Source organism: Planctomycetia bacterium, from assembly GCA_015075745.1.
Lineage (GTDB): Bacteria > Planctomycetota > Phycisphaerae > UBA1845 > UTPLA1 > UTPLA1.
Genome location: JABTTW010000002.1, coordinates 182,733 through 196,415 on the forward strand (window position 1 = coordinate 182,733; position 13,683 = coordinate 196,415).

Annotated in this window: 10 protein-coding genes; 5 read left to right on the forward strand and 5 right to left on the reverse strand. The window is 60.0% G+C overall.

What is annotated here, in order from left to right:
• Positions 1 to 14: 14 nt before the first annotated feature.
• Both HS101_14320 and murA read right to left on the reverse strand, forming a co-directional pair.
• A complete protein-coding gene (locus HS101_14320; protein ID MBE7507442.1) occupies positions 15 to 872 on the reverse strand; it encodes a hypothetical protein in 858 nt (285 codons plus the stop codon).
• Positions 869 to 2,137: a UDP-N-acetylglucosamine 1-carboxyvinyltransferase gene (gene murA, locus HS101_14325; GenBank protein MBE7507443.1), complete on the reverse strand. Its 1,269-nt coding sequence runs from the start codon at positions 2,135 to 2,137 to the stop codon at positions 869 to 871. The genes HS101_14320 and murA overlap by 4 nt, the downstream gene beginning before the upstream one ends.
• A 307-nt stretch (positions 2,138 to 2,444) precedes the next feature.
• Between murA and HS101_14330 the strand changes: the two genes are divergently transcribed.
• Entirely contained in the window at positions 2,445 to 4,319 is a 1,875-nt protein-coding gene (locus tag HS101_14330; GenBank protein ID MBE7507444.1) for a transketolase, read from the forward strand.
• Here HS101_14330 and queG read toward each other — a convergent pair.
• Positions 4,316 to 5,323, reverse strand: coding sequence for a tRNA epoxyqueuosine(34) reductase QueG (gene queG / locus HS101_14335; GenBank protein MBE7507445.1), 1,008 nt, complete (start codon positions 5,321 to 5,323; stop codon positions 4,316 to 4,318). The genes HS101_14330 and queG overlap by 4 nt on opposite strands.
• A 93-nt stretch (positions 5,324 to 5,416) precedes the next feature.
• On the opposite strand from queG, the gene HS101_14340 reads away from it, so the two are divergent.
• From HS101_14340 to HS101_14350, 3 genes are all read left to right on the forward strand, one after another.
• Positions 5,417 to 5,896, forward strand: coding sequence for a hypothetical protein (locus HS101_14340; protein ID MBE7507446.1), 480 nt, complete (start codon positions 5,417 to 5,419; stop codon positions 5,894 to 5,896).
• A gap of 336 nt (positions 5,897 to 6,232) precedes the next feature.
• Positions 6,233 to 8,056, forward strand: coding sequence for a signal peptide peptidase SppA (gene sppA, locus HS101_14345; GenBank protein MBE7507447.1), 1,824 nt, complete (start codon positions 6,233 to 6,235; stop codon positions 8,054 to 8,056).
• Between the two features lie 286 nt (positions 8,057 to 8,342).
• Entirely contained in the window at positions 8,343 to 9,191 is an 849-nt protein-coding gene (locus HS101_14350; GenBank protein MBE7507448.1) for a hypothetical protein, read from the forward strand.
• Between the two features lie 7 nt (positions 9,192 to 9,198).
• On the opposite strand, the gene HS101_14355 is transcribed toward HS101_14350, so the two are convergent.
• Positions 9,199 to 10,611: a magnesium chelatase gene (locus tag HS101_14355; protein ID MBE7507449.1), complete on the reverse strand. Its 1,413-nt coding sequence runs from the start codon at positions 10,609 to 10,611 to the stop codon at positions 9,199 to 9,201.
• Positions 10,612 to 10,715: 104 nt separating this feature from the next.
• Here HS101_14355 and HS101_14360 point away from each other — a divergent pair, with 104 nt between their 5' ends.
• Entirely contained in the window at positions 10,716 to 11,714 is a 999-nt protein-coding gene (locus tag HS101_14360; GenBank protein ID MBE7507450.1) for a hypothetical protein, read from the forward strand.
• A gap of 534 nt (positions 11,715 to 12,248) precedes the next feature.
• Here the strand turns inward: HS101_14360 and HS101_14365 are convergent.
• Positions 12,249 to 13,682 carry a hypothetical protein gene (locus HS101_14365; GenBank protein MBE7507451.1) on the reverse strand — a complete coding sequence of 478 codons (1,434 nt, stop codon included), beginning with the start codon at positions 13,680 to 13,682 and terminating at the stop codon, positions 12,249 to 12,251.
• Position 13,683: the final 1 nt, after the last annotated feature.

The following is a 13,683-nucleotide window of genomic DNA, read 5'->3' on the forward strand; positions in this document are numbered from 1 at the left end:
GGAATTGGACCGGCTCAGGCCACCCAATAGAGTACCAGCACAAGTAGGCCGGTATTGGCTGCCAGGAGCATAGGTACCGCGGCCGCGGCAAGTGCCTTGGCGCTCGTCGTTGCATGCAGGTGTTCAAGCCCGCTGCGAACCACCAGCAGGTACCAGATCAACCCCACCGGCGGAAACAGCAGCACCGCCGGCAGCACCGCGCTACCCAGCGCTACCGCGCGCAATGACGCGTCGAACTCGCACTTGGGCAGGCCCAGTCCCCACAGCACCGTCTGAATCAGCAGCCCGTAAAGATAGGTCCACGCCAGATGCAGAAACGGCACGGCGCAGATGAAATAAATGATCCCCGGAAACGTAACCAGCCTCGTCGGATTCGGCAGCCATGCCGCGAGCCCCGAATTCCGAAACAGATAAAGCGCCGCGACGAAAAGCGCCGCCGAAACATAGGCGCTCATGACGCTGAATATCATCGCCCCGTCCTCTCGCGCACCCGAGGCCAGTCGAAAATACTCATCCGGCGAAAGCGCCAGTCGCGCAATCCCATCGACATAGCCCCTGAAGAAACCCTGACGATGTCGAAACTGCCACGGCGTTCCCGCATGTCGCGGCTCACCGATGGCGTCGTCCGCAATGGGCCGAACGATCATGTGCGCCGCGTCCAAGGGCTGATGACAGCAAACACACTCAAACTTCCTCGGCTGAGGAAGCCCCTGCTTGTCCGTCCCCAGGTAGGATTGCCCGCAATAATTACAGACAAAATGCACCGCGCTGTGCGAGAAGGAATAGTCCGTCACCTCGTAGCCGAGCCCGCACTCCGGACATCGGGATTGCGGCAGGTCCCACAGAAGATAGTCGCATTGGACGCAGTTCATTGTTCTGGCATTCGCTTGATGTTGGCGCCGACATCATTGAGCCGTTGTTCGATGCGCTCGTAGCCTCGGTCTATGTGATAAACACGCGAAACGCGCGTCTTACCCTTCGCCACCAGCCCCGCCAGCACCAGCGCCGCCGATGCCCGCAGGTCGCTGGCCATGACCGGCGCACCGACCAGGCTCTTAACGCCCTCGATGATCACCGTCGGACCTTCCTTGCGCAGCCTCGCCCCCATGCGGCCCAGTTCCGCCACGTGGACAAATCGATCGGGAAAAATCTTCTCCGTAATGATGCTGTTTCCATCTGCGAGACACAGCAGCGTCATGATCTGGGCCTGTAAGTCGGTGGGAAAGCCCGGATAGGGCTGCGTCGTGACGCTCACCGGTTCCAATCGCCGCGCGGAAGATACCTGAACCGTGTCCCCGCTGCGCTCGACGATGACGCCGATCGCCTTGAGCCGATCCACCAGCGCCAGCAAATGATCGAGCCGGCAATTCGTCAGCTTGAGATCGCCGTTGGTGATGGCCGCCGCCATCATGAACGTTCCCGCCTCGATCCGATCCGGTATCACCGTATGCGTACATCCCCGAAGCTCCTTCACCCCTTCAATCGTAATGCGCGGCGTCCCGTGCCCGCTGATGTGAGCCCCACAGGCGTTCAGATAGTTCGCCAGATCGACGACCTCCGGCTCGCAGGCGGCGCACTCAATGACCGTCGTTCCCTCCGCAAGCGCCGCGGCCATCAATACATTGGCCGTCCCCAGCACCGTGGACCCGAAGGGGCCGCCCAGAAACACAACGCCCCCCTTAAGTCGCTTCGCACGAAGATGGATGTCGCCGCTGATCAACTCGCTCTCAGCCCCCAATTGCTCCAATCCCTGGATGTGCATGTCGATCGGCCGATCGCCGATGTTGCACCCTCCCGGCAGGCTCACTTGGCAATGCCGTCGCTTGGCCAGCAGTGGGCCCATCACGCAAACGCTCGCCCGCATCTTCCGGACGAACTCGTATTCGGCGTGGCAGTTCATCTCGTCTTCGACGGTTAGATGGATATCGCCGTTCTCATCCCGGGAAACATTCACCCCGAGTTTTTCGAGGATGACCGACAGATGCTTCACGTCCTCCAATCGGGGTACGCCCTTGAGGATCGTCTCCCCCTCGGTCAGGATCGAAGCAGCCATGATCGGCAATGCGGCATTCTTCGAGCCATTGATCTGCACGGTCCCTCGAAGCCGACTGCCGCCCGTTATCTCAAAGTAGTCCACAGATTCTCCCCAAGCGGGTAAGCTGGCGAACGGTCGCATGCGCACCATTCTCTTCGCACCGGCGAAGCCATTATAATATCGGACCGCCGCCTGCCAACGCTCGATTCTCAATCCGGCGGCGGTGTCGGTCTGGTGAATTGCGGAGCAAGATTCATTCGCTAGGCTACCATACCTGCGCGGAGCTCAAGGATCGTCCCCGCGGCCGATGAGGTCAGCCTGATTTTGGAATACGACGGAGGGAATCGCAATGGCATTCAGGGATTTCGCACACGCAAAAGCCATCAGTCTGGCAAGGGAAATCGTCAAGATGACGACCCACGCAGGCTCCGGACATCCCTCCAGTGCGATGTCTTTGCTCCATCTCGTCGTCACGCTCATGTACGACGTCATGCGCTGGGACCCTGCAGACCCCTGGAACCTGGCGGCCGATCGACTGGTGCTCTCTGAAGGCCACGCCGTACCGGTCATTTACGCCGCTTACGCCGATCTCGGCGGAGCGGTCGGCAAAGACAAGGCCTCAGCCCGGCCGCTGACCATGGCCGATCTGGCTGGCCTTCGCGAGGCCGGCAGCCTTCTCGATGGCCACCCCAATCCTGCGGAAGGGTTCCCATTCTTCGATGCCGCCACCGGCTCCCTTGGCCAGGGCCTCAGCGTCGCCGCCGGTCTCGTGGCCGCATCCCGGCTGCGAAAGTACGACCGGCGAGTCTACGTGCTCGTCGGCGACGGCGAATCGCGCGAGGGACAGATTTGGGAGGCCATGGACCTCATCGCCGATCGTGATCAGCGCGAGGTCACGGTCATATTCAACTGCAACGGCCATGGTCAGGCCGACTATGTCTCCAAACGGCAGTCCCCCGAAGCGCTCGCCGCAAAGTCCGCCGCCTTCGGGTGGCAGACCATCACCATTGACGGACACGACCCCGACGCGGTCCGAAGCGCACTCACCCTCAAACGCGAAAAACCCCTCGCCATCATCGCCAAAACACAAAAGGGCTGGGGATGCGAGTCCCTCAAGGACATATCCAACCACGGCAAGCCCGTCCCCGCGAAGGAACTGGACGCCGCCTTGGCCCTGATCGACGCCATGACCGGCAAACTGGAGATCACGGTCGCCGACGCTCAGCCGCCGAAAATCAGCAAGCCCGATGCCGGCAAACCGCTTCCCGAAATCGCCCTGAAGCCGACCGATTTCCACGCCGCCATGAAAGCCGCAGGCATGGATGGCGCTGTCGCCAAGAACAGCATCGCCACGCGCCGTGCCTATGGCGCGGCACTGCTTGCCGTGGCCGAGGCGGAACCCAGAATCGTCGCCCTGGACGGAGACGTCCGTAATTCCACTTTCTCCGAGGTTTTCTTCGACAAGCATCCCGAACGCTTCGTCGAGTGCAAAATCGCCGAGCAGAACATGATCTCCACGGCCGTCGGCATGGCCGCCGGGGGTTTCATCCCATTCGTAAGCACCTTCGCCAAGTTCGTCTCAAGAGCCTACGACCAGATAGAGCTCGCCCAGATCACGCGTGCCAACATCAAGATCACCGGCTCGCACGCTGGCATCTCACTCGGCGCTGACGGCCCCAGTCAGATGAGCCTGCACGACGTCGCTTATTTCAGATCTGCAAGCCAGACCGACGACGGCCGAGGCAATCCCGTTTGCATATCATTGCACCCTTCCGACGCCGTCTCGGCCTACCACTGCGTCTGGCTGATGGCGGCCCAGCCCGGCATGTGCTACATGCGAACGCACCGGCCCGACGTCCCGCTGCTCTACGCCCCGGATACGCAGTTCAAGATCGGCGGCTCTCACCAGCTCGCCGCCGGTGACGCCATCACCATCGTTTCCGCCGGCTACATGGTTCACGAATGCAAAAAGGCCGTCGAACTCCTCGCATCCGCCGGCATTAAGTGTTCCCTCATCGACGCCTACTGTCTGCCGCTCAACATCGAGCCGATCTTCGCCGCCGCAGCCCAGACGAACTCTCGCATCCTGTGCGTCGAAGACAACTACATCGGCGGCCTCGCCGGCGCAGTGGCCGAAGCAGCCGCCCGTCGGGGTGACATCCGCGTCGAGGCGATGACCTGCCGCCGCCTCCCCAAGAGCACCAGGACAACCGACGCCATCATGGCCTATGCCGGCCTCTCCGCGAAGGACATCGCCGACACCGCGCGCAAACTGATCGCCTAACCATCGCCCGTCAGATGAGACCGCGCGAGCTCCGCATTGCGCTTCCACATCTTCAGCGAAACGCGGGAAACCGCCCGGCCCGCCGTCGCTTCTTGATGTCGCTCCTTGTCCCATGCCGCGATATCGTCCAGCGCTGGAAGCGCCGCGTCGACCGACTTCGCCAAAAGCCGCTCTTCCCGTGATGGCGCAACATCTCGATTGAACGGGCAAACCTCCTGACAAACATCACAACCAAACACCCAGTCGCCCATCTTGGCGGCTAGTTCCGGATCAATCTCGACACGATGCTCGATCGTCAGATAAGAAATGCACCGCCGCGCATCCATCTCATACGCACGCGGAAACGCCTCCGTCGGGCAGGCGTCGAGACAGCGCGTGCACGACCCGCAGTGATCCGCGACCGGCGCATCCGCCGCCAGCGGAAGGCTCGTGATCACGACACCCAGCACAAACCACGACCCGAGCCGCTGATTCAAGACCAGCGTGTTCTTTCCGATCCAGCCGATCCCCGCCATTGCCGCAAGCTCGCGCTCGGTGATCGCCGACGTATCGACGCAGATCTTCGATTCAAACGGCGTCGGAATCTCGTCGTGCAATTGATCGACGAGATGCGACAGCTTCTCCTTCAGTATCGCGTGATAATCCTCCCCCCACGCATACATCGCCACCCGGCCCCGCGCGGCGTCATCCGCCACAGCCGGCGGAGCCTGGCGATAGCTCTGTGCAACAACAATGACACTCCGGGCCCAGGGCAGCCACGTCGTCAGGTCCACCCGCGAATTGAGGTGACGGTGCAGATACCCCATTCGACCGGCGCGACCCTCCGCCAGCCACCGGGTCAGGTACTTGCCGCGAGGAATGGCGCCGGCGGGGGCGATGCCGCATTGCTCGAAGCCCAACCCGCCGGCGAGCCGCTTCACCGCCTCCGTCATTTTCCCTGCTTCCATGTCATAACCGCCCATCACAAAGATGAAGTCTACCAAACTCCGGGCGTTAAGGGACATACCGCCTTTTTCCCGGCGCACTTTGACAGCTCGCCCCGATTTGCTCTACATTGCCCCGTTTGACCGATTGCTACCCAAACACGGACCGGCGAGATGATCTTCAACTTCGAGTGGTGGTTTGACGCCTCCTATCGTGACCGCGTGGACGAAGCCAAGAGGCGCTGCGCCCTTCTTAACAATCCCACTGTGGACCCCGAGAAGGCCGAGGAAAACAAGACCTACCGCAAGTTCTACGAAGAGCTTGAATCCCGCACGATTATCTACCTCCGAGACGGTTTCTCGTACGAATTGAAGGAACTGATCCCCTCGCGCAGCACCGCCGCCCTGACATTCGAGTGTGCGCCGGTGGACGACCTTTATCGTGTCGGCGCCTTCGTCGTGACGATCCCCTTCGAGGAGATTGTCCGCGTTGAGGTCTTCGCATGCCACCCGAAAGAGAAACCGGAAGATATGCCCTCTATCAAGGGCTTCGGCGGAGCGCAGGGCCCGCCCGGTCCGCCCGGCCCCCCCGGTCCCCCGAGTCCGCCTAAACGCGCGGACGATCGACCACCCCGGCGCGAAGGGTTGGATTAGGCCTCCCTTTTTCCGCCCCTTCCAGTGCCATGCCAACTGATTATGGCACAGGCGCTTGGCCTGACGCTCTCGATATCAAGTTTTTTTCCAATTCCCGATTCCTCGGGCGATCTCGTGGGGAATTCGCCGCCAGCCCTGATTCCTGATTCAGAATGCGGCTCAGCGGGAGTGAGGACCTCAAGCGGATTGCGTTAACCCTTCCCGGGCCTGCGGAGAATGAGTGGTTCACCGCAAGGCCGGTGGGAAATAATTTGTGACTTGCCCGGAATCCCCTACCGGGCAGACAGGTGGAAAAGTCGAATGTTAAATCGCTCAAGACCAATTCTGACACCAAGCTTGTTGATCTGCACCGTCCTCGCGCTCCCAAGCGCCGCCCTGGCGGAGAACACCGTCGCCGTCTTCAAGATCAAGGGTCCCCTGACTGAGGCCCCGGCCCAGATGAATCTCGGCGAGATCTTCGGCGAGGCCGCGCCCATGAACATGTTCGACCTCCTCGAGCGCCTCCGCGAGGCCCGCACCGACAAAAACGTCCAGGCGGTCATCTTCGACGTGGAAGAGGCCGTGCTCGGCATGGCTCAGATTCAGGAGCTCCGCGCCCAATTCGAAGCTCTCAAGGCCACCGAAAAGGACGTCCTCATCTATTGCGAGACCCTCACGCCCGGCAAGCTCGTCCTCGGATCGGCGGCGAGTGAACTGTGGCTCCTTCCAAGCGGCGACGTGGACGTCCGCGGCATTTACGGCGAATCCTCCTACTACAAGAACCTGCTCGACAATATCAAGGTCGAGGCCGACATCCTCCATTGCGGCGATTACAAGTCCGCCGGCGAGCCCTTCTATCGCACAGGCCCCAGCAAGCCCGCCGAGGAGCAGCTCAATCGCCTGCTCGACGGCATCTTCGAGCAGTTGGTGGACAACATCGCCAAGAGCCGAAAGCTCTCCCCCGAAAGAGTAATTGCCCTGATGGACAAGGGCGCCATGTCTCCCAAGGAGGCCCTCGAGGCCAAGTTGGTCGACAAGCTCGCCTATCGCGAGGACTTCATCGCCTCAGTCAAGAAACGCTATGGTCCCGAACTGAAGATCGCCCGCAATTACGGCAAGGAGAAGGGCCCCAAGCTCGACTTTTCAAACCCCTTCGCATTCTTCTCCGTCTTCTCCGACATGATGAAAGGCAAAAAGCACTCCGAAAAGCCCGCCGTGGCGATCGTTCATGTTGAGAGCATGATCACACAGGGCGAGACCGAGTCCGGCCTCTTCGGCGGCACCTCCAACGCCGGATCGTCCACCGTTCGCCGCGCCATTGCCAAGGCCGCCGCCGATGACAGCGTGAAGGCACTCGTCCTCCGCGTGGATTCCCCTGGTGGTTCCGCCATCGCCAGTGACATCATCTGTGAAGCGACCAAGCGCTTTAAGGATTCCGACCGCCCGTTCATCGTATCCATGGGTAATGTGGCCGGCAGCGGCGGCTATTACGTCTCTGCCCTCGCCGATGTCATCTTTGCCGAGCCCTCAACCATCACCGGCTCGATCGGCGTCGTCGGCGGCAAGATCGTCACCAAGGGCCTCTGGGACTGGGTCGGCATCACCAGTCACGAATTCAAGCGCGGCGAGCACGCCGACATCATGAACACCAATCGGCGGTTCACCGATGAAGAGCGCGACATGGTTCAGGGCTGGATGAATCGCATCTATGAAGATTTCAAGGGTCGCGTCATCGAAGGCCGTGGCAAAAAGATCAAGGGCGATCTGGAACCCCTCGCCGGCGGTCGCGTATACACCGGTAAGCAGGCCCTCGAGATAGGCCTCGTCGATCGACTCGGCGGCATGGCCGACGCCATCAAGTTCGCGGCGAGCAAGGCTGAGTTGGGCACCAACTATGAAGTTCGGGTTTACCCCGAGCCAAAGACCATTTTCGACAAGATCATGGAAGGCATGTCGGAGGACGACGACGCGGACAAGTTTGTGTCAATCCAGACCGCGCTGAGCTCCCGCTTCGCCGGCTTGCCGCAAGTCGCCTCGGCACTGGAGGCCTTAAAGACCCTCGATCCCGCCAAGGCGGTGGCCCTGCAAAAATTCTTGATTCAGATGGAACTGTTTTCCAACGAATGCGTTCTTCTAATAGGACCGGCGTCCACCTGCACCGGAGTGCCCGGCCTGAACTGAACAGACTAACCAACCTCGCGGCCGCTTGGTAATGGAGACCATCCGCCGCGAGCAACCGACTCCCACTCCACCCTCTGGCCCGGCTGCTGAGGCCCAAAACCTTGGCTGCCGGGCCAACCTTTTTTCCCAAGGCCCGCCTGCATCCTTCATTTCCCGCCCCCTCTTTCGGTATAATAAAGACATACACGCGGCGGACGGCCATCCTTCCGTCCACAGGGGGATCACACTTCAGTTCGCCGCTATTGGCCGCGCCCCGCATGCGGCCTGAAACTGGGAGGGAAATGTCATGTTGAGCATTCGCCGCTCGATTGTCGTCATCGCTGTGCTTGCCGTCGCGAGCATTCCTGCCGCCGCATCCGACAAGATCCCCGTCTCCTGGCAGGAAGACGCCGCGTCAGCCGCCGCAAGGGCCTCGCTTTCCCATACCATCGACCCCGTCGAGTTCAACAAGATGCCGCTGGGCCGGCTCCTCGACCATCTCGCCGGCCTCGCTGATCTCAGCCTCTCCGTCCGCTGGCCCGCGCTCAATCGCATCGGCGTGTTCAGCGACAGCCTCATCACCATGAAGCTCGGCGACACGACCATCTCCGCGGCGCTGACGCAGGCCCTCGCCCAGGCCGATCGTGACGGCCACGAAACCGACTTCGCCATCCGCGACGGCATCGTCGTGATCTCGTCAAAGGCAGACCTCGCGCGCGACGTGGACGTGCGCGTTTACGACATCTCATCCCTGCTCGATCGAAAGCTGTCCGACCGCGAGCAGCGCGAACTCCAGGAGTCCGTCGCCGCACTTTGGAAGCAGCACTACCACGTCTTCGCCCCGCCATGGCACCGGCAACCGCGCCGGTGGGCCCACGAGTCTCGCCGCCCCGCCCTGAAGGATCGCACCAAAAGCCCGCGCGAGCGCGAGACGACCGACATCATTCTGGAAATAGAGGAAACGCTCACATCGCGAAGAGTCGCCCAGCTTGTGCACGCGATTCGCACGACCATCGAACCAAAGACATGGGACACCGCAGGCGGCGATGCCTCCATCAAAGCCGTCGGCCCCAAGCTCGTCGTGCGCCAATCCATCGAAGGCCACCGCGCCGTCCACGAACTTCTAAACGGCCTCGTCACAGATCCGCGTCATTGACGCGCCGTCAGAGCTGATACGCTATCCGCCCGCGCTTGGTCGAACGCGAGATCTTTTGATGCGCGTACAGTCCCGCAAGGACAAACTCCACGCAGCTCGCCCGCATCTCCGGGTCCGCAGATGGGTTCATCTCAAAGGCCTTCTCCCACGCCGGCGGCACGCGCTTCAATCGCTCGGCATAGTCCGATGACGGCAGCATGTCGCCCACCTCGATGCTGACCCCCTTGCCGAAGATGCCAGCGATCTCTTCGAATCCGTGCTCGTCGCAATACTCGTCGAAGACCGTCTTGATCGCCTCGACCATCACCGCCTCGATGACCTGCTGCTCGCTCATCTGATGACTGCTCATCATGTCGAGTTCCAGCTTGCCCATCGAGCTGCTGGCCAGGTGGCTCAGGTCGCTGATGCGCGGCACCGCGTGCGCCTCGCCGAGAACCGCCGCCCGGCGGCGGGCGCTGGCGATCAGCGTGCGATAGTTGGCGATCGAAAACCGCGCGCTGACGCCGGACTGCGCATCGATGAAGTCGCTCTTCCTCGCCGCAATGCTGATCTGCTCGACGACTTCCTTCATGAACAGCGGCACACGAACCGGGAATGGCCCCTCAAGCTCAACGCCCGCCTCCTGCTCCATGATCGCGATGCCGGTTTCCCGCTCGTGCGGATAGTGCGTGCGAATCAGCGAACCGATGCGGTCCTTAAGCTGGGGGATCACCTTCCCGCTGCGGTTGTACGTCGCCGGGTTGGCGGAAAAGAGAATCACGATGTCCAGATCAAATCGAATCGGGAATCCCCGGATCTGCACGTCGCGCTCTTCGAGAATGTTGAACAGCCCCACCTGCACCAGTTCGTCCAGCTCCGGGACCTCGTTCATCGCGAAGATGCCGCGGTTCATCCGGGGAATCAGCCCGAAGTGCAGCGCATCCTCCGCCGACATGCTCGTCCCCATCGCCAGTTTCGCCGGGTCGATCTCGCCGATGACATCCGCGAACTTCGTCCCGGGCGCCAGCCGCTCGGCGTAGCGATGCTCGCGCGGCCACCACTCGATCGGCGTCGCGTCGCCCTCGGCGGCGATCAATCGCTTTCCATACTGGCTGATCGGGTGGAGCGGGTCGTCGTGAAGCTCGCTTCCGGCGATGAATGGAATCTCCGGATCGAGCAGCCGAACCAGCCCGCGCATCATGCGGCTCTTCGCCTGCCCCTTCTCGCCGAGAAAGAGCATGTCATGGCGCGCCAGGATGGCGAGACACACTTCGGGGATGACCGTGTCCTCGTACCCGATGATGCCCGGGAAGATATCCTCGTGAGCGCTGAGGAGTTTGAGCAGATTGTCGTGGAGTTCCTGCTTGACCGAGCGGGACTTCCAACCGGAGGCCTTGAGTTCAGCGACGGTGCGGGGCTTGGTGGTAGAATTCGTATGCATAGTGCGTCATTGTAGCGGTCGGGCGAAAAGCGTTCAGGATTGCAATTGCCGGGCGTCAATCGACGATTCGGCGGTCTCATGAGCGAATTAGGCAGGAAGCGTCGATGAGCGAGGCCGTCATGGAAGCGCCGGAGTCCACCGATCCCAACCCCGCGCCGCCGAATTGGGACGCGATCCAGGAGGAGATTCACTGCCCGCTCTGTGAATACAACCTGCGCGGCCTCTCCGCGCCGCGCTGCCCGGAGTGCGGGTACACCTTCATCTGGGCCGAGCTTCTGGAGATCGATCGGCGACTTCACCCTTACCTGTTTGAACACCACGCCGAGCGGCCCTACTGGTCGTTCGTCAAGACGATCATCGGCGGACTGCGACCGTGGAAGTTCTGGAAGTCGCTGCACCCGGCGCAGCCCTGTCGCCCCCGGCGTCTGATGCGTTTTGCGGCGTGGATGCTCGTGCCCGCGATCCTCATCTGGGTCGCTCTTTTGGGCGGCGTGATCACCGAGCGAATGAGTCAACATATGAGGGCACGCCAGTGGGAGCGGGCCTACCTGACCAACCCTCAGACTGCGTCCGAATACAAGGACTTCCTTGATTTATACGGCGGCCTCGAAGCATACCTCGACAGGCTCTACCCGATCACGATCGTCAGCATCATCAAAGGCGAGGGAGACCCTGCCCGCGTGATGCTCGATTATGCCGCTCCCTCCATCATGATCATCGCCTGGCCGATCGCCACTCTCCTGGCGCTCTGCGTCTTCGAGATCTCGCGCCGTCGCGTGAAGATCGCCCGCATCCACTTCGTCCGGGCCGTCGTCTACAGCGCCGACCTCATCTGGTGGATCGGCCTGATCATGTTCTTCATCGCCCTGCTGTCGAGCGCGGCCGGCTTTGGGCTGAATGTCGTCATTTCCACGATCATCCATCCAGTGACCTTTCTCGTCCTCGCAGGCGCGGCAGCGGTCATTGCCTTCGGCATCCGGCTGACATTCGCCTATCGCCGCTATCTCCGATTTCCGCACGCCGTCTGGGTCGTCCTCTCGTCGCAAATCATCGCCGGGCTGATCATTTTCAAGCTGGCTCTCGACCTTCGGCTGATACGCTGACAAGTCATAACGCTGAAAATGACTGAGATTTTTTTTCCGACGCCCTGCCGAATCGAAGCCCGAGGCAACCTGACCGGAGTCCGCCGCGAGGCCAATACGGCGACCCGCCGGCGCCTGCGCGCGGGCCGATTCTGGGCTTTCTTGATGCAGAATTCGAAGGTGACATAAGGTGACACAAGCCTCGCGAGAATTGTGCCAACTCTTGTGGCGGGCACGTGTTGGGGCAGCGCGAAAATCCGGCGGTTTTTTGGTGAAAATCAGGCCGCGCAACCGGTATGTCACTCGGCCGGCCGCCATCGGGCCGAACCCAGCAGAACATGAGCGTAGAATGGATTTTTGAGCAGGCATCTCAAAGGATGATCCTTGCTCCCTGTCCGCGCCTGAGGAATTGATGTTACCTACAATCGCTCAACGTATGATATGAATCACGCGACGACCTTGGATTCCCGATCACAGGTTTTATCCAAATTTGCGGAGTGACTCTGCAGAGCAGACTGTCAGCGAAGAGGTTCCGAAAGAATAGAACCATATTCGTCACTTGTTCCAAGGCCAAGTCTTGTTATCCGCATAGTACCAGTATCGGCGATTGCCTCGGAACGACGCTTCAATGGTTTCTCCAGGAATTCCACACTCAGCTAGCAGCCAAGAGTCAATGATCACTCTGAGTTTAGCGGTTAGTTTCTCAATCGCCGGCCCGCTTGTAGAAGACTTTTTTCGATCGAATTTGTGCGCCTCGATATTTCGGAGACTTGTAACTCGATCGCAAAATTCTTCCTGCAAGTCTGAATCGCCGATGACTTCTGCGTGAAGAGTTGGAAATCGAGAGATGAGCTCCTTGAGCCTGTCTCTGTAGTTCAGGTCTTTTTCAAAGTTCAATCGCGAACAGACATATTCTCGGCGATGACTCTCAACAGACGCCAAAACTGCTTCGCGAATTCTGTTCCATTCGGCACGTGGAATCGGTGGCCTACGTGGTCTTAAGGATCGGTGTAGCGACTCGGCTGAGCTCGCGAGCGCGAAGAACCGGTCGTTTACAAATGGCCCTGGCGTACGCAGACTCGCGAAGTAAGGATTGATCGCTGCCCAACAGCGTTTGTGCAGTTCAAACCATTTTGAAAACACCTGATCCAAAGCGGAACGGAGTTGGGGAAGTGGAAGCAATACGTCATCGGGCATCCAGTCTGCTAGCTTGTCTTTCAGTTGAAACCTTGCGCCGATTGGTCGCAGTCGCGCGGGGTACCTCCTCTTTCCGATGGCTCTTATTGCTTGTGAGCTGAAGAACTCAGAATCGTACCCGACAGTTGGAGCACCGAGCAGTAGAGTCAGCAAATCTCCGCAAATGCCTAAATCGTCGATTGCGTTATCAAGACTTCTGGGTGATGAGTATTCAATCCCAATTGCGGGTGTCGAGTGAACGTTTACCTCGGTCTGGATTATCGACTTTGTTGGTCCTTGGCGATCCCAACTCAGAGTAAGTAGTCGGTCTGGATCAATCTGTACTCTAATCGCCTTTGGTAGTTTATGTGTAATGAATGTATCTCGCAGTCGGCTGCGGTATTCAATCTTAAATGGATTGTGATCCATCCACGCCACAAGGCCGTGAAATCGAGAATGAATCTTTGCGACGTTCACGGAAGTAGGATCTTCGAATGCCCAACCTTCAATACCACGATTGAAGTAGATCAATGCGTTTGAGAGCCCTGATGAGCGATCTCCAGCATGTCGTACAAAACCATTGTAGAGCGTAAATGCTACGCCCTCTTGAGATCTGCCATGGACGATTAGATTCGGCTTTACATCGGTACTGTGCCTCATGGATACGACATCAGTAAGTGATTCCGCCTTTTCGGATGAGGTGATGCAGTCGAGATCGAGCGTTATGCCTTCGACTTGGTCAACTATTAGCGATCCAGCGATGGGCTGATCGGGTACGTTTGGCGTCCACCATAAGCCTCTGTGTATTTTCATC

Excerpts from the sequence above, each read along its gene's own strand:
- HS101_14320 (MBE7507442.1), bottom strand. The coding sequence starts at position 872 with ATGAACTGCGTCCAATGCGACTATCTTCTGTGGGACCTGCCGCAATCC.
- HS101_14330 (MBE7507444.1), top strand. The coding sequence starts at position 2,445 with ATGACGACCCACGCAGGCTCCGGACATCCCTCCAGTGCGATGTCTTTG.
- queG (MBE7507445.1), bottom strand. The coding sequence starts at position 5,323 with ATGTCCCTTAACGCCCGGAGTTTGGTAGACTTCATCTTTGTGATGGGC.
- HS101_14340 (MBE7507446.1), top strand. The coding sequence starts at position 5,417 with ATGATCTTCAACTTCGAGTGGTGGTTTGACGCCTCCTATCGTGACCGC.
- HS101_14350 (MBE7507448.1), top strand. The coding sequence starts at position 8,343 with ATGTTGAGCATTCGCCGCTCGATTGTCGTCATCGCTGTGCTTGCCGTC.
- HS101_14355 (MBE7507449.1), bottom strand. The coding sequence starts at position 10,611 with ATGCATACGAATTCTACCACCAAGCCCCGCACCGTCGCTGAACTCAAG.
- HS101_14360 (MBE7507450.1), top strand. The coding sequence starts at position 10,716 with ATGAGCGAGGCCGTCATGGAAGCGCCGGAGTCCACCGATCCCAACCCC.
- HS101_14365 (MBE7507451.1), bottom strand. The coding sequence starts at position 13,682 with ATGAAAATACACAGAGGCTTATGGTGGACGCCAAACGTACCCGATCAG.